Origin of the sequence: Enterobacter sp. 237C8 (genome assembly GCF_034106865.1) — a bacterium.
In the GTDB taxonomy this organism is placed as follows: Bacteria; Pseudomonadota; Gammaproteobacteria; order Enterobacterales; family Enterobacteriaceae; genus Enterobacter; species Enterobacter asburiae_B.
The window spans coordinates 1,040,919-1,061,631 of the sequence record NZ_JAWNDF010000001.1 but is presented as its reverse complement, the minus strand read 5'-3'; the positions used below and the strand labels follow the sequence as shown (position 1 = coordinate 1,061,631).

At 58.0% G+C, this 20,713-nt stretch carries 18 protein-coding genes; 14 read left to right on the top strand and 4 right to left on the bottom strand.

What is annotated here, in order from left to right:
• Positions 1–9 precede the first annotated feature (9 nt).
• The gene (gene rstB / locus USF70_RS05205; RefSeq protein WP_033145344.1) at positions 10–1,308 is read left to right on the top strand and encodes a two-component system sensor histidine kinase RstB; all 1,299 of its coding nucleotides are present in this window, start codon (positions 10–12) and stop codon (positions 1,306–1,308) included.
• Positions 1,309–1,381: 73 nt separating this feature from the next.
• Complete coding sequence (tus, locus tag USF70_RS05200) at positions 1,382–2,311, top strand: DNA replication terminus site-binding protein (RefSeq protein WP_320735338.1); 930 nt, start codon at positions 1,382–1,384, stop codon at positions 2,309–2,311.
• On the opposite strand, the gene fumC is transcribed toward tus, so the two are convergent.
• Positions 2,312–3,706 (bottom strand): class II fumarate hydratase, encoded by a 1,395-nt coding sequence (fumC, locus tag USF70_RS05195; protein WP_029740298.1) that lies wholly within the window; start codon positions 3,704–3,706, stop codon positions 2,312–2,314. It abuts the gene before it with no gap.
• 139 nt (positions 3,707–3,845) lie between these two features.
• Positions 3,846–5,492, bottom strand: coding sequence for a class I fumarate hydratase FumA (gene fumA / locus USF70_RS05190; protein ID WP_029740299.1), 1,647 nt, complete (start codon positions 5,490–5,492; stop codon positions 3,846–3,848).
• Between the two features lie 199 nt (positions 5,493–5,691).
• Between fumA and manA the strand changes: the two genes are divergently transcribed.
• Both manA and USF70_RS05180 read left to right on the top strand, forming a co-directional pair.
• Positions 5,692–6,876 carry a mannose-6-phosphate isomerase gene (manA, locus tag USF70_RS05185; protein ID WP_039262310.1) on the top strand — a complete coding sequence of 395 codons (1,185 nt, stop codon included), beginning with the start codon at positions 5,692–5,694 and terminating at the stop codon, positions 6,874–6,876.
• A gap of 214 nt (positions 6,877–7,090) precedes the next feature.
• Positions 7,091–8,623 carry a YdgA family protein gene (locus tag USF70_RS05180; protein WP_047061672.1) on the top strand — a complete coding sequence of 511 codons (1,533 nt, stop codon included), beginning with the start codon at positions 7,091–7,093 and terminating at the stop codon, positions 8,621–8,623.
• 125 nt (positions 8,624–8,748) lie between these two features.
• On the opposite strand, the gene USF70_RS05175 is transcribed toward USF70_RS05180, so the two are convergent.
• A complete protein-coding gene (locus tag USF70_RS05175) occupies positions 8,749–9,777 on the bottom strand; it encodes a Mal regulon transcriptional regulator MalI (protein WP_033145339.1) in 1,029 nt (342 codons plus the stop codon).
• Positions 9,778–9,954: 177 nt separating this feature from the next.
• Here USF70_RS05175 and malX point away from each other — a divergent pair, with 177 nt between their 5' ends.
• From malX to add, 3 genes are all read left to right on the top strand, one after another.
• Positions 9,955–11,547 (top strand): maltose/glucose-specific PTS transporter subunit IIBC, encoded by a 1,593-nt coding sequence (gene malX, locus USF70_RS05170; RefSeq protein WP_029740306.1) that lies wholly within the window; start codon positions 9,955–9,957, stop codon positions 11,545–11,547.
• A gap of 48 nt (positions 11,548–11,595) precedes the next feature.
• Positions 11,596–12,768, top strand: a complete 1,173-nt coding sequence (locus USF70_RS05165) for a MalY/PatB family protein (protein ID WP_047061671.1) — start codon at positions 11,596–11,598, stop codon at positions 12,766–12,768.
• Positions 12,769–12,864: 96 nt separating this feature from the next.
• The gene (gene add, locus USF70_RS05160; RefSeq protein ID WP_033145337.1) at positions 12,865–13,866 is read left to right on the top strand and encodes an adenosine deaminase; all 1,002 of its coding nucleotides are present in this window, start codon (positions 12,865–12,867) and stop codon (positions 13,864–13,866) included.
• 53 nt (positions 13,867–13,919) lie between these two features.
• Here the strand turns inward: add and USF70_RS05155 are convergent, their stop codons facing one another.
• Positions 13,920–14,960: an oxidoreductase gene (locus USF70_RS05155; RefSeq protein WP_232938247.1), complete on the bottom strand. Its 1,041-nt coding sequence runs from the start codon at positions 14,958–14,960 to the stop codon at positions 13,920–13,922.
• A gap of 243 nt (positions 14,961–15,203) precedes the next feature.
• Between USF70_RS05155 and blr the strand changes: the two genes are divergently transcribed.
• The 7 genes from blr to rsxD all read left to right on the top strand — a co-directional run bounded on the left by blr (position 15,204) and on the right by rsxD (position 20,708).
• Positions 15,204–15,329 (top strand): division septum protein Blr, encoded by a 126-nt coding sequence (gene blr, locus USF70_RS05150; protein ID WP_168112406.1) that lies wholly within the window; start codon positions 15,204–15,206, stop codon positions 15,327–15,329.
• A gap of 231 nt (positions 15,330–15,560) precedes the next feature.
• Positions 15,561–15,776, top strand: a complete 216-nt coding sequence (ydgT, locus tag USF70_RS05145) for a transcription modulator YdgT (protein ID WP_013096896.1) — start codon at positions 15,561–15,563, stop codon at positions 15,774–15,776.
• An 86-nt stretch (positions 15,777–15,862) separates the two neighbouring features.
• Positions 15,863–16,303 carry a DUF2569 domain-containing protein gene (locus USF70_RS05140; RefSeq protein WP_048977467.1) on the top strand — a complete coding sequence of 147 codons (441 nt, stop codon included), beginning with the start codon at positions 15,863–15,865 and terminating at the stop codon, positions 16,301–16,303.
• A 76-nt stretch (positions 16,304–16,379) separates the two neighbouring features.
• Positions 16,380–16,961, top strand: coding sequence for an electron transport complex subunit RsxA (gene rsxA, locus USF70_RS05135; RefSeq protein WP_014883581.1), 582 nt, complete (start codon positions 16,380–16,382; stop codon positions 16,959–16,961).
• Positions 16,961–17,539 (top strand): electron transport complex subunit RsxB, encoded by a 579-nt coding sequence (gene rsxB, locus USF70_RS05130; RefSeq protein ID WP_023311378.1) that lies wholly within the window; start codon positions 16,961–16,963, stop codon positions 17,537–17,539. The genes rsxA and rsxB overlap by 1 nt, the downstream gene beginning before the upstream one ends.
• On the top strand, positions 17,532–19,655 hold the full coding sequence (rsxC, locus tag USF70_RS05125) for an electron transport complex subunit RsxC (protein ID WP_320735337.1): 2,124 nt from the start codon (positions 17,532–17,534) through the stop codon (positions 19,653–19,655). Before rsxB ends, rsxC begins: the two co-directional genes overlap by 8 nt.
• Positions 19,656–20,708: an electron transport complex subunit RsxD gene (gene rsxD, locus USF70_RS05120; RefSeq protein ID WP_143347163.1), complete on the top strand. Its 1,053-nt coding sequence runs from the start codon at positions 19,656–19,658 to the stop codon at positions 20,706–20,708. It begins immediately after the preceding gene.
• Positions 20,709–20,713: the final 5 nt, after the last annotated feature.

Here is a 20,713-nt window from a genome sequence, read left to right as displayed (position 1 = left end):
TGATATTTAATGAAAAAGCTGTTTGTGCAGTTTTATCTTTTGCTGTTTGTCTGTTTCCTGGTCATGACCATGCTGGTCGGGCTGGTCTATAAATTCACCGCCGAACGTGCGGGCAGGCAGTCGCTGGACGATCTGATGAAAAGCTCGCTCTATCTGATGCGCAGCGAGCTGAGAGAGATCCCGCCGCACGACTGGGCGAAAACCCTCAAAGAGCTGGATCTGAACCTGTCATTCGATTTACGCATCGAGCCGTTAAAAGATTTTGAGCTGGATCCGCCCGCCATGCAGCGTCTGCGCGACGGGGACATCGTCGCGCTGGACGAGAAATACACCTTTATCCAGCGTATTCCGCGCAGCCATTACGTGCTGGCCGTCGGGCCGGTACCCTATCTCTATTATCTGCACCAGATGCGTCTGCTGGACATGGCGCTGATGGCCTTTATCGCCATTTCGCTCGCGTTTCCGGTCTTTATCTGGATGCGCCCGCACTGGCAGGACATGCTGAAGCTGGAATCCGCCGCGCAGCGTTTTGGCGAAGGGCATTTTACCGAACGCATCCACTTCGACAGCGGTTCCAGTTTTGAACGTCTGGGCGTGGCCTTTAACCAGATGGCCGATAACATCAATGCCCTGATCGCCAGTAAAAAGCAGCTGATCGACGGGATTGCGCACGAGCTGCGCACGCCGCTGGTTCGCCTGCGCTATCGTCTGGAGATGAGCGAGAATCTGACGGAAGCGGAGTCTCAGGCGCTTAACCGCGATATCGGCCAGCTTGAGGCGCTGATTGAGGAGCTGCTGACCTACGCACGACTCGATCGTCCGCAAAACGAACTGAACCTCAGCACGCCGGACCTGCCTGCCTGGCTGCAAACCCACATCGATGACGTTCAGAGCGTGAACCCGCAGCGCACGCTGTTAACGCGCGTCACGCCGGGTGATTACGGCGCGCTCGATATGCGCCTGATGGAGCGCGTGCTGGACAATCTGATGAACAACGCCATGCGCTACAGCGAAAGCACGCTACAGATTGGGCTGGATTTGCAGGGCAATCAGGCCAGCCTGACGGTGGAGGATGACGGTCCGGGGATTGCCCCGGAAGCGCGAGAAACCGTGTTTGAACCGTTTGTCCGCCTCGACCCCAGCCGCGATCGCGCCACTGGCGGATGCGGCCTGGGGCTGGCGATTGTTTACTCTATCGCGCAGGCGATGGGCGGCACGGTGCATTGCGAAGAGAGCGAGCTCGGCGGCGCGCGCTTCTGCTTTAGCTGGCCGGTATACCATAACATCGCCCTTCCCGTCCCTGCCTGACTTCAACCGCACGCTGGCCTGACCCGGCGTGCTGTGCTATATGATAAGTATGTTGTAACTAACGAGAGTGCTTATGGCGACCTACGATCTCCTCGAACGGCTGAACAGCACGTTTCGGGCAATAGAACACGAGCTCCTGACCCTGACAGAACGTTTGCAGAGCTGCCGTCTGCTGGCCGCGCGCGTCTTTACCCTGCCCGAGGTTGCCAAAGGGGCCGAGCACGACCCGCTGGACACCATCGCGGTTGAACAGCACATCGGCAGCGCCGCCCTTGAGCTGACGCTGAAGCACTATCGCCGCCTGTTTATCCAGCAGCAGTCAGAAAACCGCAGCAGTAAGGCCGCCGTGCGTCTGCCTGGCGTGATCTGCCTGCAAACCGATGCGACAACGCGCGACGCGCTGGAAAGCCAGATTACCCACATCAACACCCTGAAAGCGGCCTTTGAAAAGATCGTTACCGAAGAGTCCGGCCTCGCCCCTGCCGCCCGGTTTGAATGGGTGCACCGTCAGCTTCCGGGGCTGATTACCCTGAACGCCTATCGCACGCTGACGGTACTGCGTCACCCCGCCACGCTGCGCTTCGGCTGGGCGAATAAGCACATCATTAAAAACTTCACCCGGGATGAGATTCTGGCGCAGCTGGAAAAAAGCCTGAAGACGCCGCGCACCGTCGCACCGTGGTCGCGCGAGCAGTGGATTGAGCGCCTGGAGCAGGAGTACCACAGCATCGCCTCGCTGCCGGCGGACGCGCGCCTCAAGATAAAGCGTCCGGTGAAGGTACAGCCTATCGCCCGCGTCTGGTATTCCGGCCAGCAAAAACAGGTTCAGTATGCCTGCCCTACGCCGCTGATTGCGCTCTATGATGCCGATCGGGGGGCCATCGTGCCGGATATTGGTGAGCTTTTGAATTACGATGCGGACAATGTCCAGCACCGTTACAGACCTCAGGCGCAGCCGCTGCAGCTAATTATTCCGCGGCTGCACCTGTACGTGGCGGGATGACTATTTCAGGCTGCCGACCATCGCTTCCGGGCGAACCCAGGCGTCGAACTCCGCCTCCGTCAGATAGCCCAGCGCCAGGGCGGAGGCTTTCAGCGTCAGCCCCTCTTTGTGCGCTTTTTTAGCGATCTCGGCGGCTTTGTCGTAGCCGATATGGGTATTCAGCGCCGTCACCAGCATCAGGGATTCATTGAGCAACTGGCTGATACGCTCGCGATTCGGCTCAATCCCTACCGCACAGTGCTCGTTAAAGCTCTCCATACCGTCCGCCAGCAGACGAATCGATTGCAGAACGTTGTGGATCACCATCGGGCGATAGACGTTCAGCTCAAAGTTGCCGGACGCGCCGCCCAGGTTGACGGCCACGTCGTTGCCCAACACCTGGCAGCAGAGCATGGTCATGGCTTCGCACTGGGTCGGGTTCACTTTACCCGGCATGATGGAGCTGCCCGGCTCGTTTTCCGGAATGCTGATTTCACCGATGCCGCAGCGCGGACCCGAGGCCAGCCAGCGCACGTCGTTGGCGATTTTCATCAGCGAGGCCGCCAGCCCTTTCAGCGCGCCGTGGGTGTGGACCAGCGCATCGCAGGTCGCCAGCGCTTCGAACTTGTTGGGCGCCGTGACGAACGGCTGCCCGGTGATGTTTGCCAGCTCCTCCGCCACGCGCACCGCGTATTCTGGATGGGTGTTTAACCCGGTCCCGACCGCCGTCCCGCCGAGCGCCAGCTCCGCCAGGTGCGGCAGGCTGTACTCAATATGCTTCAGGTTATGTTCCAGCATCGCCACCCAGCCGGAAATCTCCTGGCCGAGCGTCAGCGGCGTGGCGTCCTGCAGGTGCGTACGGCCAATTTTGACGATGTCGCGGAAGGCCTGCGCTTTCTCGTTGAGCGTGGATTTCAGCACGTTAAGCTGCGGGATAAGCTGCTCGCGGATAGCAATCACCGCCGCCACGTGCATCGCCGTCGGGAAGACGTCGTTAGAACTCTGGCTTTTGTTGACGTCATCGTTCGGATGGACCTTACGCTCCATTCCGCGCACGCCGCCCAGCAGTTCGCTGGCCCGGTTTGCCAGCACTTCGTTCATGTTCATGTTGCTCTGGGTGCCGGAACCGGTCTGCCAGATGGCGAGGGGGAATTCGTCGGGATGCTTGCCCGCCAGCACTTCGTCGGCGGCGTTGATGATGGCGGTCGCTTTGTCTGCCGTCAGCAGGCCTAAATCCTGGTTCACTTTCGCGGCGGCGCGTTTGGTGAGCGCCAGCGCCTGAATCAGCGAGACGGGCATTTTTTCGGTCGAAATACGGAAGTGCTCCAGCGAACGCTGGGTTTGTGCGCCCCAAAGCTTGTCGGCCGGGACGTCGATGGCGCCCATCGAGTCTTTCTCATGGCGTACCGTGGTCATTACTTTCTCCTTGATAACAAAAGAGGGATTGCTCACATGCTTAAGGGATTAGTATTGATGACTTCTGAGAAACGATATGGCGCTTTGTGCGCTCTTTTTGATATCGGGTGGCGCAGCCGCCACCCGTCAATTTACAGAATTACTTCACGCACGCCGAACACTGGGACGACTGGATCTGCTTGAAGAAGTCGTTGCCTTTGTCATCCACGAGGATAAACGCCGGGAAGTCTTCCACTTCAATTTTCCAGATCGCTTCCATACCCAGTTCCGGGTATTCCACGCACTCCAGGCTCTTAATGCTGCCCTGCGCCAGAACCGCAGCCGGGCCGCCGATGCTGCCGAGGTAGAAGCCGCCGTGCTTGTGGCAGGCGTCCGTCACCTGCTGGCTGCGGTTGCCTTTCGCCAGCATGATCATGCTGCCGCCGTTGGCCTGCAGCTGGTCAACGTACGAGTCCATGCGCCCTGCCGTGGTTGGGCCTAACGAGCCGGACGCGTAGCCTTCAGGCGTTTTCGCCGGGCCTGCGTAGTAGATCGGATGATCTTTAATGTACTGCGGCAGGCCTTCGCCGTTGTCCAGACGCTCTTTCAGCTTCGCGTGCGCGATGTCGCGGCCCACGATGATCGTGCCGTTCAGCGAGAGACGGGTCGAGACCGGATACTGCGAAAGCTGCGCCAGAATCTCTTTCATCGGACGGTTCAGGTCGACGCGAACCGCTTCACCCTCACCCGCTTTGCGCAGCTCTTCCGGGATGTATTTGCCCGGGTTGTTTTCCAGTTTTTCGATCCACACGCCTTCGCGGTTGATCTTCGCCTTGATGTTGCGATCCGCGGAGCAGGACACGCCCATCCCGACCGGACAGGAGGCACCGTGACGCGGCAGACGGATCACGCGCACGTCGTGGGCAAAGTATTTGCCGCCAAACTGCGCGCCGAGGCCCAGGTTACGCGCCTCTTCCAGCAGTTCCTGCTCAAGCTGCACGTCGCGGAACGCCTGGCCGTGCTCGTTACCTTCGGTAGGCAGGCCGTCATAATATTTGGTTGAGGCCAGCTTGACGGTTTTCAGCGTGCTTTCAGCCGACGTACCGCCAATCACAAACGCGATATGGTACGGCGGGCACGCCGCGGTGCCGAGGGTGCGCATCTTTTCAACCAGGTAGTTCTTCAGCTTGCCCGGGGTGAGCAGCGCCTTGGTTTCCTGGTAGAGATAGGTTTTGTTGGCCGAACCGCCGCCTTTGGCGATACAGAGGAATTTGTACTCGTCACCGTCGACGCTGTAGAGATCGATCTGTGCCGGCAGGTTGGTGCCGGTGTTGACCTCTTTGTACATATCCAGCGCCGCGTTTTGCGAGTAGCGCAGGTTATCTTCGGTGTACGTGTTGTAGACGCCGTGCGCCAGGGCCGCTTCGTCACCGCCGCCGGTCCAGACGCGCTGGCCTTTTTTACCGACGATGATCGCCGTGCCGGTGTCCTGACAGGTAGGCAGAACACCTTTCGCGGCGATGTCTGAGTTACGCAGGAACTGCAGGGCAACGTATTTATCGTTTTCGCTGGCCTGCGGGTCGCTGAGAATATCGGCAACCTGCTGCTGGTGCGCTGGGCGGAGCATAAACGAGGCGTCGTGGAAAGCGTGCTGCGCCAGCAGCGTCAGCGCCTGCGGATCCACCTTGAGGATCTCTTGTCCTTCAAACTCAGAGACGGAGACGTGATCGCGGGTTAACAGGTAATACTCGGTCCGATCCTTACTGAGGGGGAAAGGATCCTGATAATGGAAGGGTTTATTCGACATTGGTCTCTCACTTACTGCTTCGGTCTGTTTATTCAGGGCAGATGTTCCGCTGCCCGGCTTAAAAGCGAGTCAGCTTATCCTACACAATTTTTTAACAAAAACTGAGACTAGTACGACTTTTTACATCCACACGTTACTTCCATGAGGTTTATTGCTTTAATACCCGGAGTTAATTCCACAATTGAATCAGGGCTTGATAATGCAAAAACTCATTAACTCAGTGCAAAACTACGCCTGGGGAAGTAAAACTGCGTTAACGGATCTCTACGGTATCGCGAACCCGAACAACCTGCCGATGGCAGAACTGTGGATGGGGGCGCACCCGAAGAGCAGCTCAAAAATTGAAGACGCCAGCGGCCAGGTTCGCAGCCTGCGTGACGTGATTGACGCCGATAAAGCCGCGCTGCTGGGCGACAAGGTGGCTCAGCGCTTCGGCGAACTGCCGTTCCTGTTCAAGGTACTGTGCGCCGACCAGCCGCTCTCCATCCAGGTTCACCCGAACAAGAAAGCCTCTGAAATCGGCTTTGCGAAAGAGAACGCGGCGGGTATTCCGTTAGACGCCGCCGAGCGTAACTACAAAGATCCTAACCACAAGCCGGAGCTGGTCTTTGCGCTGACCCCGTTCCTGGCGATGAACGCGTTCCGCGAGTTTTCAGAGATCGTTTCTCTGCTGCAACCGGTCGCGGGTGCCCACAAGGCTATCGCCCACTTCCTTGAAAACCCGAACGCGGACGCGCTGAGCCAGCTGTTTGCCAGCCTGCTGAATATGCAGGGTGAAGAGAAATCTCACGCGCTGGCGGTGCTGAAAGCGGCTCTGGGCAGCCAGCAGGGTGAACCGTGGGAGACTATCCGTCTGATCTCCGAATTCTACCCGGACGACAGCGGCCTGTTCTCCCCTCTGCTGCTGAACGTGGTGAAGCTGAACCCGGGCGAAGCGATGTTCCTGTTTGCCGAAACCCCGCACGCCTACCTGCAGGGCGTGGCGCTGGAGGTAATGGCCAACTCCGATAACGTGCTGCGCGCAGGCCTGACGCCGAAATACATCGATATTCCTGAACTGGTTGCCAACGTGAAGTTTGTGGCGAAACCTGCCGCGGAGCTGCTGACTCAGCCGGTGAAAAACGGCGCAGAGCTGGACTTCCCAATTCCGGTTGAGGATTTTGCTTTTTCCCTGCACGACCTGAGCCAGGCCGAAACCGCCATCGCGCAGGAAAGCGCGGCGATTCTGTTCTGCGCCGAGGGCGAAGCGACGCTGCGCAAAGGCGAACAGCGTCTGGTGCTCAAGCCCGGTGAGTCAGCATTCGTTGCAGCCAGTGAATCACCGGTCAGCGTAAGCGGCACCGGTCGTCTGGCGCGCGTTTTCAATAAGCTATACCCTAAATAATTCGAGTTGCATGAAGGCGGCGACGCAGCGAATCCCCAGGAGCGTACATAAGTACGTGACTGGGGTGAGCGAGGAAAGCCAACGCACAGGCAACTTGAAGTATGACGGGTATTAGGGACTTACTGATTTTTTTAACAACTCTTGCTAAGCTAGTTGCAGGCTTAATATCTCCAGGCGGTTTTTACCGCCTGGTTTCATTTTAGGGATAGTCGCAATGAAAAAATCGGTCGTAGCGGTTGGAGTGATTGTAGCGTTAGGCGTGGTCTGGACGGGGGCCTCCTGGTTTACCGGGAAACAGCTGGAAGGCCGTCTGGCTGAGATGGTGGCGCAGGCTAACGGAGAGATTAAGCGCAGCGCGCCGGAGGCGGGCCTGGAGCTGAGCTACCAGAATTATCATCGCGGCGTGTTTACCAGCCGTATGCAGCTGGTGGTAAAGCCAGTGGCCGGTGCTGAAAACGGCTGGCTGAAACCGGGTCAGAGCGTGGTGCTGGACGAGGTGGTGAGCCACGGTCCGCTGCCGCTGGCGCAGCTGAAGTCCTTTAACCTGATCCCGTCGATGGCGTCCGTTCATACCGTGCTGGTGAATAACGACGTCACCAAACCGCTGTTTGACCTGGCAAAGAATGAATCGCCATTCGACATTAATACCCGCATCAGCTATGCCGGTGACACGAGCTCCGATATTGCTCTGAAAGCGCTGAACTACGAGAAAGAGAATGAGAAAGTCGCCTTTAGCGGCGGTCACTTCAAACTCGATGCTGACCGGGACGGAAACGTGTTCTCCCTGACGGGTGAAGCGGAAAGCGGCCTGGTCAATGCCGTGAACGAATATAACCAAAAGGTTCAGCTCACCTTCAACAACCTGAAAGCCGACGGCAACAGCCGAATGACCGATTTCCAGGAGCGTATCGGCGATCAGAAACTCTCTCTCGACAAGGTAGCCATTGCGGTTGAAGGAAAAGAGATGGCCGTGCTGGAAGGCATGGACGTCAACGGCAAATCTGACGTTTCCAAAGACGGTAAAAGCATCAACACGCAGCTGGATTACACGCTGAAGAGCCTGAAGGTACAGAATCAGGATCTGGGCACCGGCAAGCTGTCGCTGAAGATCGGCAATATCGACGGCCAGGCGTGGCACGAGTTTAGCCAGAAATACAGCAAAGAGAGCCAGGCGCTGCTGACCGATGCCGCACTCCAGCAGAACCCTGAGGTGTATCAGCAGCAGGCGATGGCGGTACTGTTCAACAACCTGCCTGTCCTGCTGAAAGGCGAGCCGGTGATCACCGTTGCGCCGCTGAGCTGGAAAAACAGCAAAGGCGAAACCAGCTTTAACCTGTCGCTGTTCCTGAAAGATCCGGCAACCGCAACGGGTGAACCGCAGACGCTGGCGCAGGAAGTGGATCGCAGCGTGAAGTCTCTCGACAGCAAGCTGACCATCCCGATGGATATGGCGACCGAGTTTATGACCCAGATTGCGAAGCTGGAAGGCTACGGCGATGAAGACGCCGGCAAGCTGGCGAACCAGCAGGTGAAAGGTCTGGCGGCAATGGGCCAGATGTTCCGCATCACCAAAGTGGAAAACAACACGATTTCCACCAGCCTGCAGTATGCCAACGGCCAGGTAACGCTCAACGGCGATAAGATGCCGCTGGAAGACTTCGTCGGCATGTTTGGTATGCCGACGCTGGGGATGCCGGAACCGGCTGAACCCGCAGCGCCAGCCGAACCGGCGGCACCGCAGCAGTAAACGTCAAAACCCCTCGCACGAGGGGTTTTTTATTGCCGGGTGGCGCTGACGCTTACCCGGCCTACGATCCCGAGCCGTTGTTGGCCTGTGCAAGCGAAGCGCCGCCGGGCGAAGTGCAGCGGAGATTATTTCACCGTCACCAGCCGCGCCGCCACAATCTGGTGTCCGGCCTGAACGTCCGTGTTGTCGATGCGCTGCATGATCCTGTCCGCCAGCGTGTAGCCCATCTCTCGCGCAGGGGTGGTGGCCCAGACGATCGGCAGGTCGTCGAGCGCGTTTTCACCGACATCGGCGAACGCTCCCAGCGCCACCTGATGGCCGAAGAAGGTTTCCACCCCGCCCTCGCCGCTCTGACGCCCGGCGCGGATCAGGCCAAACCAGGCGCCCATGGCAATCACATCGTTGTAGCAAATCACGGCGCTGATCGTCGGACTGCTGCGCAGCAGCGCGCCTATCGCTTCCGCCGCTTTCTTCTGGCTGGATTCACACTCCACGACCCATTCGCTGTGGAACGGCAGGCCGTATTTAATCAGCGTCGCGCAGTAGCCGCCGACCCGCTCGGCGCGGGTCAGGGACGAACTTTTCCCGCCGAGCCACGCAATGCGCTGGTGTCCGCGACGAATAAGATGCTCGGTCAACATTTGTGCGGCCTGCATGTTATCCGGACGCAGCGTATCGGCCTCGTCCAGGTAGCTGGCGCGCGAAGCAAACACCAGCGGCACGCCTTTTTCGGCGGCGCGCTCGCACAGCTCGCTGCCCACGCCCGACGCCCCGGCGACGATCACCCCGTCAACACCCTGATTCAGCAGCATATCGAGCCGGGAGAGAAGCTGATCGGGCTCGCGACCGCCGTGCAGAAGAAAGACCATCCGCCCCTGCGCTTCAAGCGCTTCGGTTAACCCTGCGGTCAGCTCCGCATAGAAAGGTGACGTCAGGTCGCGGACAATCAGGCCAATCACCCCGCTTTGCCCGCCGCGCAGCGCCGACGCCTGACGGTTACGCACAAAACCCAGCTGCTCAACCGCCTCGTTAACCCGCTGACCGGTCGCAGGAGAGATGCGCCCTTTTCCGCTTAGCACCAGAGAAACGGTGCTGACGGAAACGCCCGCCGCCAGCGCGACATCGTTGATGGTGATTTTTTTCGCTACAGCCATGTGTTGGCGTGACTCCCTGAAATGAGATCGGTAAAACGTTTTATCAATACGTTATCTTTATACTACCAGTCAAAGCCTGAGAATGTGATTTAGCGCGCACTAAACTTTGATAAAACGTTTTATCTTCTCGCAGCATTGAAGCAGGCAAACTGATTTTAACAATAAAGGAGTCGTTTTATGACGGCGAAAGCAGCACAAAAAATATCGCTGTGGGAATTTTTCCAGCAACTGGGTAAAACCTTTATGCTGCCCGTGGCACTCCTCTCGTTCTGCGGGATCATGCTCGGGATCGGCAGCTCGCTGAGCAGTAAAGACGTCATCACGCTGATCCCGTTCCTCGGTACCCCGGTGCTGCAGGCGATCTTCATCTGGATGAGTAAAGTCGGCTCCTTTGCGTTTAGCTTCCTGCCCGTGATGTTCTGTATTGCTATCCCGCTGGGCCTGGCGCGCGAGAACAAAGGCGTCGCGGCGTTTGCCGGGTTTGTAGGCTACGCCGTGATGAACCTGGCGGTTAACTTCTGGCTGACCGCGAAAGGCATTTTGCCGACCACCGACGCTGCCGTACTTAAAGCCAACAACATTCAGAGCGTGATCGGTATCCAGTCTATTGATACCGGGATCCTCGGGGCGGTGATCGCGGGTGTGATTATCTGGATGCTGCACGAGCGCTTCCATAATATCCGGCTGCCGGATGCCCTGGCCTTCTTCGGCGGTACCCGCTTTGTGCCGATTGTTACCCTGGTGGTGATGGGTCTGTTCGGTTTAATCATTCCGCTGATCTGGCCGGTCTTTGCGATGGGCATCAACGGTATTGGCCGCATCATCAACGGCGCGGGAGATTTCGGTCCGATGATCTTCGGCACCGGCGAGCGTCTGCTGCTGCCGTTTGGCCTGCAGCATATCCTGGTGGCCCTGATTCGCTTCACCGAAGCGGGCGGTACGATGGAGGTGTGCGGTCACGACGTGAGCGGCGCGCTGACCATCTTCCAGGCGCAGCTGAGCTGCCCGACCACACACGGCTTCTCCGAAAGCGCCACCCGCTTCCTGTCTCAGGGTAAAATGCCTGCCTTCCTCGGCGGCCTGCCGGGTGCCGCGCTGGCGATGTACCACTGCGCGCGCCCGGAAAACCGTCATAAAATTAAAGGTCTGCTGATTTCCGGCGTGATCGCCTGCGTCGTGGGCGGTACCACCGAGCCAATCGAATTCCTGTTCCTGTTCGTCGCACCGGTGCTGTACCTCATCCACGCGGTGCTGACCGGTCTGGGCTTTACCGTGATGGCGGTGCTGGGCGTGACCATCGGCAACACCGACGGCAACGTGATCGACTTCGTGGTGTTCGGGATCCTGCACGGCCTGTCCACCAAGTGGTACCTGGTGCCAGTTGTGGCGGCTATCTGGTTTGCGGTTTACTACGGCATCTTCCGCTTCGCCATCACCCGCTTTAACCTGAAAACGCCTGGCCGCGATACCGATACGGCGAGCAGCGTTGAACAGGCGGTTGCCGGGACCGTGGGCAAATCCGGCTATAACACACCGGCCATTCTGGCGGCGCTGGGCGGCGCGGATAACATCACCTCGCTGGATAACTGCATCACCCGCCTGCGTCTGTCGGTGGCGGATATGTCAAAAGTGGATACCAACGCCCTGAAAGCCAACCGGGCCATCGGCGTGGTACAGTTAAATCAGCACAATTTGCAGGTGGTTATCGGCCCGCAGGTCCAGTCGGTGAAGGATGAGCTGGCTACCCTGATGCGAACAGTTGAAGCCTGATGCCTCAGCCCCCTCTCATGAGGGGGTTTTACTTTAAGGACTCACGTCATGTTTGATTTTTCTACCGTCGTGGATCGACACGGCACCTGGTGTACGCAGTGGGACTACGTCGCCGACCGCTTTGGCGCGGCCGATCTGCTGCCCTTCACCATCTCGGATATGGATTTCGCCACCGCGCCCTGCATTACCGACGCGCTGCATCAGCGCATCAATCACGGCGTGCTGGGCTACAGCCGCTGGAAGAACGATGAGTTTCTCGCCGCCGTCGCGCACTGGTTCCAGCAGCGCTTTAACAGCCAGATTGATACGGAAACCGTCGTTTATGGTCCTTCCGTTATCTACATGGTGTCAGAGCTGATTCGTCTCTGGTCACACCCCGGCGACGGCGTAGTGGTGCACACCCCGGCATACGACGCGTTTTACAAAGCCATTGAAGGGAATGCGCGTCATGTGGTGCCCGTGGAGATGGAAAAGCACGCCGCAGGCTGGCAGGGAAATATGGCGGCGCTGGAAGCGGCCCTGGCGAAACCTGAAAACAAAATTTTACTGCTTTGCAGCCCGCAAAACCCAACCGGCAAGGTCTGGACGCGGGACGAGCTGACGCACATGGCTAAACTGTGCGCACGCTATGACGTGGCGGTTATCAGCGATGAAATTCATATGGATATGGTGTGGGGAGAGCATCGTCACACGCCGTGGAGCGCGGTGGCACGCGGTAAATGGGCGCTTCTCACCTCCGGCTCGAAAAGCTTTAATATTCCAGCGCTGACGGGCGCTTACGGCCTGATTGGCGATGAACAGAGCCGTAACGGTTATCTCAGCGCGCTAAAAGGCCGGGACGGACTCTCTTCCCCTTCCGTGCTGGCGCTGACGGCGCATATCGCCGCCTATCAGCAGGGAGCACCGTGGCTGGATGCCCTGCGGGGGTATCTGGAAGAGAATCTGTTGTATATCGCGCAGGAAGTAAACCGCGCCTTTCCGAAACTGAACTGGCAGCCGCCCGAAGCGACCTATCTGGCCTGGATTGACCTGCGCCCGCTGAATATTGACGATCGGGCGCTGCAAAAAGTGCTGATCGAGCAGCAAAAAGTCGCCATCATGCCGGGATATACCTACGGCAAAGAGGGAAACGGCTTTGTTCGCCTGAACGCCGGCTGTCCGCGCAGCAAGCTTGAACAAGGGGTGCAACGCCTCATTGCCGGGATTAACACGCTCCTCTAATCAATTTGCGCAACGGAATATTCCCTTGCGCAAATAGCTTTTTACCCCGTTTTGTTTTTATAATATGGCGCACTTTAACCAGAAAAGAGTGCGACCATGATTGATACACGCCTGCCTTTAACTGATATTCATCGTCACCTTGACGGTAACATTCGTGCCCAAACCATCCTCGATCTTGGCCGCCAGTTTAATTTAACGCTTCCTGCGCAGACGCTTGAGTCGCTGATCCCTCACGTACAGGTAACCTCCAATGAACCGGACCTGGTCAGCTTCCTGAGCAAACTCGACTGGGGCGTGAAGATGCTGGCCTCGCTGGATGCCTGCCGCCGCGTGGCGTTTGAGAACATTGAAGATGCGGCCCGTAACGGCCTGCATTACGTCGAGCTGCGCTTCTCGCCGGGCTATATGGCGATGACCCACAGCCTGCCCGTTGCAGGCGTGGTGGAAGCCGTGATTGAAGGCGTGCGCGAAGGGTGTAAAACCTTCGACGTTCAGGCCCGTCTGATTGGCATTATGAGCCGTACCTTCGGCGAAGCCGCCTGCCTGCAGGAGCTTGAAGCATTGCTGGCCCATCGCGATGCCATCACCGCCGTCGATCTGGCCGGTGACGAGCTGGGCTTCCCGGGCAGTCTGTTCCTCTCCCACTTCAACCGCGCGCGCGATGCCGGCTGGCACATTACCGTGCATGCGGGCGAAGCGGCTGGCCCGGAAAGCATCTGGCAGGCCATCCGCGAGCTGGGCGCCGAGCGTATCGGTCACGGCGTGAAGGCGGTAGAAGATCGCGCCCTGATGGATTTCCTGGCGGAGCAGCGTATCGGGATTGAGTCGTGCCTGACGTCTAACATTCAGACCAGCACCGTGGCAACGCTGGCGCATCATCCGCTGAAAACGTTCCTTGAGCACGGCGTGCTGGCCTCGCTGAACACTGACGACCCGGCGGTTCAGGGCGTGGATATCATCCACGAATACAACATCGCCGCACCGCAGGCGGGTCTGAGCCGTGAGCAGATCCGTCAGGCGCAGATCAACGGGCTGGAGATCGCCTTCCTGACGCCTGAAGAGAAACAGGCGCTTAAAGATAAAGTGGCTCGCGGTTGAGCATTTGCCGGGTAGCGGCTACGCCTTACCCGGCCTACAACAGCCCTTAAAGCTTATGCCAGACAGAGCGTGGCGCGATGTTTGGCAGATTCAATACCCAGCTCAATCAGTTCCATAATCTGAATCGCCTGGCCGGCCGGAACCGGATTTTCGCCCGTGCCGTTCAGCGCATCGCGAATGCCCGCATAATAGGCCGGATAGTTGCCCGGGATCGTCAGCAAGGTTTCCTCTACCAGTTCCTCACCTTCCACCCGCGTGACCACGCCGTCCCGCATATCATAGCCCCAGTCTTCCTGCGGCAAACGTTCACCGCTTTTCAGCCGGTCCTCCTGCGGATCGAGGCCAAACTTCACGTAGCTCCCGCGCGTGCCGTGAATGATGTAGCGGGCAGATTCCGCGGCCGCGACCATCGTGCCGTGCAGCACAATCCGCCGCTGCGGGTAGCTGAGCACCGCGTGGAAGTAATCGGTCGTCTGCGCTCCGGGCCGGAGCTGGGCCAGATCGACCGTCATGCTCACCGGCAGACCAAAAAGATTGATGGCCTGATCCAGCAGATGCGGGGCTAAATCGTACCAGATACCGCTGCCCGGACCGGCCTGCTCGCGCCAGCGGTTTCGTACCTGCGGCCGGAAGCGGTCAAAGTGCGATTCAAAAAAGAGGATCTCCCCTAGCGTGCCTTCACTGAGAAGCCTTTTTACCGTCAGAAAGTCGCTGTCCCAGCGGCGGTTATGGAACACCGACAGCAGCCTGCCCAGACTCTTTGCCAGCGCATCCAGCTCGCGAGCCTGAGACAGGGTGACGGTAAAGGGCTTATCGACAACCACGTGCTTACCGGCCTCCAGCGCGGCCTTTGCCAGCGGAAAGTGGGTGTCGTTCGGGGTGGGGATAACGATTAAATCAATATTTGGATCGTTGAAAAGGTGTTTTGGCTCAGAGACAACCGGCACGGAAGGCCAGTCGGCATGGACTTTAGCGGCATCGCTGCTGGATACCGCAGCCAGGGTCATCCCCGGCGTCCCGGCTATCAGAGGCGCATGAAACGTTTTGCTTGCATACCCGTAGCCGATAAGCCCAACGCGGATATTATCACTCATAGTGCCGTCCTCTTTTATGACGTTCTTATTTCACACTGGCTAGCCTGGCATTACCACAGATTAATAATGTGCCATATGACTTAAAATAGCAGGTTGTAGGGGTTGTTTTTGTTACATAGTATTAACCCACTGATTTTGTTTAAGGGAACCGTTCCCAAAGCGCTTGCCGTCGGGGAAACGTCGCTGTAACATTTGCGACCTGTATTTATGGATAAAGTACAACTACGAATCATGACGTCAATTATTAATCGAATCATTGAATTAGCGGGATGGATTGTCCTTGGGGTTTCGGTCATTTTGCTGGGCGTTGCCAGCCATATCGATAACTACCAGCCGCCGGAGCCTGTCACAGTCGCCCAACCTAAGTAACCGGTTACTGCAATAAAGAGTGACATAATATGTCAGTTACTTATTGCCAGCCCTGGTGAACACGGTTAACCTTCTCTTCCAGGCATCGTCTGATGCCTGAATTTCAGCAAAGAAAACTCCTAATTTCGTCGCGTTACCTGAGTGGGCTGTTTACGTCTTTATTAATCCGTTTATTATTCGAACGAATTACCTTAACTGGTATTACTCACTTTTATATGGAAACTTATTAATATGACAGTTCAGGACTATTTATTAAAATTTCGCAAGATCAATTCGCTTGAGAGCCTGGAAAAACTGTTTGACCATCTGAACTACACCCTGTCGGATAATCAGGACATCATTAATATGTATCGCGCTGCTGACCATCGCCGTGCGGAGCTGGTTTCCGGAGGTCGTTTGTTCAACGTGGGTGAAGTGCCTAAGTCCGTATGGCGTTACGTTTTATAAGAAAGTAGCCATCCGCGCGAAATGTTATATACTCTCCGCCCTGCAAACTGGCTGTACAACATTTCGCGCAGATTATGGGAGAGTTCATGACCGCAACGCCTGGAGAACGCATTGGAGGCTGGTTAATCGCCCCACTGGCATGGCTGCTGGTTGCCTTATTAAGCGCATCACTTGCGCTGCTGCTGTATACCACCGCACTGATTACTCCTCACGCCATCCAGACCCTGATGTCGCAAAGCGTGCTGAGTATTGCGATGTGGTTTGTGTCGTTCGTTTTCGCGATTGGTATGTGGTACTACACCCTGTGGTTGACCATCGCCTTCTTTAAGCGCCGCAAAAGTGTACCTAAACACTACATTATCTGGCTGCTGATTTCGGTTCTGCTGGCGGTTAAAGCCTTTGCTTTTTCGCCCGTATCAGACGCTCTGGCCGTTCGTCAGCTGCTTTTCCCGTTACTGGCGGCCGCGCTGCTGGTTCCCTATTTCAAACGTTCGACGCGGGTAAAAAACACCTTCGTGAACCCGTAATAACCTTACAGATAACCTGTTGTCGCCTGCGTGAGTTTGTCCGATAATAGGCGGCTTTTTTATTTCAGGCTAAATAATGACCGATTACTTACTGCTCTTTGTCGGCACCGTGCTGGTTAACAACTTCGTTCTGGTGAAGTTCCTTGGCCTGTGCCCGTTTATGGGCGTGTCCAAAAAGCTGGAAACGGCGATGGGCATGGGGCTGGCGACAACCTTCGTCATGACGATGGCGTCCATCTGCGCGTGGTTGATTGATACCTGGATCCTCATCCCGCTGGGGTTAATCTATCTTCGTACGCTGGCTTTTATTCTGGTCATTGCGGTTGTTGTGCAATTTACTGAAATGGTGGTGCGTAAAACCAGCCCGGCCCTCTATCGCCTGCTGGGTATCTTCCTGCCGCTGATCACCACCAACTGTGCCGTTCTCGGCGTTGCGCTGCTGAACATCAACCTTGGCCATAACTTTATGCAGTCGGCGCTGTACGGTTTTTCCGCCGCCGTCGGTTTCTCATTTGTTATGGTCCTGTTCGCGTCGATTCGCGAGCGTCTGGCGGCAGCGGATATCCCTGCGCCCTTCCGCGGTAACGCGATTGCGCTGGTGACCGCGGGTTTAATGTCTCTGGCCTTTATGGGCTTTAGTGGTCTGGTGAAGTTGTAATGAATGCTATCTGGATTGCCATCGCCTCTATCAGCGTCCTGGGGTTGGTGTTTGGCCTTATCCTGGGTTACGCCTCCCGCCGCTTCGCGGTAGAGGACGATCCTGTTGTTGAAAAAATTGATGAGCTTTTGCCGCAAAGCCAGTGCGGGCAGTGCGGCTACCCGGGCTGCCGTCCCTACGCTGAAGCGGTAGGCATTCAGGGTGAAAAAATTAACCGCTGCGCCCCCGGCGGCGAAGCGGTGATGCTGAAAATCGCGGCCCTGCTTAACGTCGATCCGCAGCCCGTTGATGGCGATGCGGAGGTGCAGGAGCCGGTTCGCGCCCTCGCCGTGATCGACGAGGCAAACTGCATCGGCTGCACCAAATGTATTCAGGCCTGCCCGGTTGACGCCATTGTTGGCGCCACCCGCGCCATGCACACCGTCGTGGCGGATCTGTGCACCGGCTGTAACCTCTGCGTGGCCCCCTGCCCGACGCAATGTATCGAGCTGCGCCCGGTTGAAACGACTACCGAAAGCTGGAAGTGGGATCTTCAAACCATTCCGGTTCGCATCATTCCTGTGGAACAACATGCTTAAGTTATTTTCTGCTTTCAGAAAAGAGAAGATTTGGGACTTTGACGGCGGTATCCATCCGCCAGAGATGAAAACCCAGTCCAACGGCACGCCGCTGCGTCAAATTCCGCTGGCGACGCGTTACGTCATGCCGCTCAAGCAGCATATTGGCGCTGAGGGCGAGCTGTGCGTGAAAGAAGGCGATACGGTTCTTCGCGGTCAGCCGCTGACCTTTGGCCGTGGACGTATGCTGCCGGTGCACGCCCCCACCTCCGGTAAAGTGGTAGCGATTGCCCCTCATACGGTGGCTCATCCGTCCGCGCTGTCGGAGCTGAGCGTGATCATTGAAGCCGACGGCGAAGACCGCTGGATTGAACGTGACGGCTGGAGCGATTACCGCAGCCAGAGCCGCGAAGCGCTTATCGAGCGTATTCATCAGTTCGGCGTCGCCGGGCTGGGCGGCGCGGGCTTCCCGACCGGCGTCAAGCTGCGCGGCGGTGGCGATAACATTCAGACGTTGATTATCAACGCCGCCGAGTGCGAGCCGTATATCACCGCCGACGATCGTCTGATGCAGGATTGCGCCGCTCAGGTGGTTGAAGGCATCCGCATCCTGGCGCACATTCTGAAGCCGCGGGAAGTGCTGATTGGTATCGAAGACAATAAACCGCAGGCCATCTCGATGCTGCGCGCCGTGCTGGCGGGCAGTCATGATATTAGCCTGCGCGTTATCCCGACCAAGTACCCTTCTGGCGGCGCAAAACAGCTGACGCAAATTCTCACCGGCAAGCAGGTCCCGCACGGCGGACGCTCTTCGGATATCGGCGTGCTGATGCAAAACATCGGCACCGCCTATGCGGTGAAACGAGCGGTGATTGACGGCGAGCCGTTGACCGAGCGCGTGGTGACGCTGACCGGCGAGTCGGTTTCCCGTCCGGGCAACGTCTGGGCGCGTCTGGGTACGCCGGTGCGCCATCTGCTGGAACAGGCTGAATTTTGCCCGGCCAGCGACCAGATGGTGATCATGGGCGGCCCGCTGATGGGCTTTACGCTGCCGTGGCTGGACGTTCCGGTAGTGAAAATCACTAACTGTCTGCTCGCCCCTTCCCCCACCGAAATGGGTGAAGAGCAGGAAGAGAAAGGTTGCATTCGCTGCAGCGCCTGTGCCGATGCCTGCCCGGCGGATCTCCTCCCACAGCAGCTTTACTGGTACAGCAAAGGCCAGCTGCACGACAAGGCAAAATCCCATAACCTGGCCGACTGCATTGAATGCGGCGCCTGCGCCTGGGTCTGCCCAAGCAACATTCCGCTGGTGCAATACTTCCGTCAGGAGAAGGCCGAGATTTATGCCATCTCCATGGAAGAAAAACGCGCCGCGGAAGCCAAGGCACGTTTCGAAGCGCGTCAGGCGCGACTGGAGCGCGAAAAAATCGCCCGTCAGGAACGCCATAAACAGGCCGCCGTTCAGCCTGCCGGGAAAGATCAGGATGCGATCAACGCCGCACTGGCGCGAGTTCGCGAGAAAAAAGCCGATGCCGCCCAGACGGTGGTGATCCAGGCCGGGGAAAAACCGGATAACAGCGAAGCGATTGCCGCCCGCGAAGCGCGAAAGGCTGCGGCTCGCGCGCGTCAGGCGGAAAAAGCGCAAACGGTTCAGGCAGATACTGAGATCGACCCGCGTAAAGCGGCCGTTGAAGCGGCGATAGCCCGGGCCAAGGCCCGCAAAGCTGGAGAGCAGCAGGTAGTCGTCGAGCAAGAAGCGGTCGACCCACGCAAAGCCGCCGTTGAAGCGGCGATTGCCCGCGCCAAAGCCCGTAAGGCTGCGCAGCAGGCGCCAGAGGCAGAAGCAGAAGCACCACCGGTCGACCCGCGTAAAGCCGCCGTCGAAGCAGCGATTGCTCGCGCCAAAGCCCGCAAGGCTGCGCAGCAGGCGCCAGAGGCAGTATCAGAAGCACCACCGGTCGACCCGCGTAAAGCCGCCGTCGAAGCAGCGATTGCCCGCGCCAAAGCCCGTAAGGCTGCGCAGCAGGAAGAGCAGCCGCAGGCCGCCAACGATGACCCGCGCAAGGCCGCCGTCGCCGCCGCCATTGCGCGCGTTCAGGTGAAGAAAGCCGCACAGCAAGCCGTAAACGAGGATTAAATGGTTTTCAGAATCGCAAGTTCCCCTTACACCCACAACCAGCGTCAGACATCGCGCATTATGATGCTGGTCTGCCTGGCCGCGCTGCCGGGCATTGCCGTTCAGTGCTGGTTTTTCGGCTGGGGAACCCTGTTCCAGATAGCCCTGGGCTGCGCCAGCGCCGTCGCGGCGGAAGCACTCGTCCTGAAGCTGCGTAAGATGGCGGTGTCACGCATTCTGGCTGACAACTCCGCGCTGCTGACCGGCCTGCTGCTCGCCATCAGTATTCCGCCGTTTGCCCCGTGGTGGATGGTCGTGCTCGGTACCGTGTTTGCCGTGATCATTGCCAAACAGCTGTACGGCGGGCTCGGCCATAACCCGTTTAACCCGGCGATGATTGGCTACGTGGTGCTGCTAATCTCCTTCCCGGTGCAGATGACCAGCTGGCTGCCACCACACGAGATTGCGGCCACGGTCCCGGGCTTTATGGATGCCCTGCACGTTATCTTTACCGGCCATACGGCGCTCGGCGCTGATATGAACGCGCTGCGAATGGGCGTGGACGGCATCAGCCAGGCGACGCCTCTCGATACCTTTAAAACGTCCCTGCACGCCGGGCAAAGCGTTGAGCAGATCATGAAATCCGCGATTTACAGCGGCATGCTGGCGGGTGCAGGCTGGCAGTGGGTCAACCTGGCGTATCTGCTGGGCGGCCTGTTCCTGCTGCAGCAAAAAGCCATTCGCTGGCATATTCCGGTCAGCTTCCTCGTGACGCTGACGGTTTGCGCGACGCTGGGATGGGTCTTCTCTCCTGAATCACTCGCCAGCCCGCAGATGCATTTGCTCTCCGGTGCGACCATGCTGGGTGCCTTCTTTATCCTGACCGATCCGGTCACGGCGTCAACGACTAACCGCGGCCGCCTGATCTTCGGCGCGCTGGCGGGCCTGCTGGTATGGCTCATCCGCAGCTTTGGCGGTTACCCGGACGGCGTCGCGTTTGCCGTCCTGCTCGCCAACATTACCGTTCCGCTCATCGACTATTACACGCGTCCGCGCGTGTACGGCCATCGCTAAGGGTT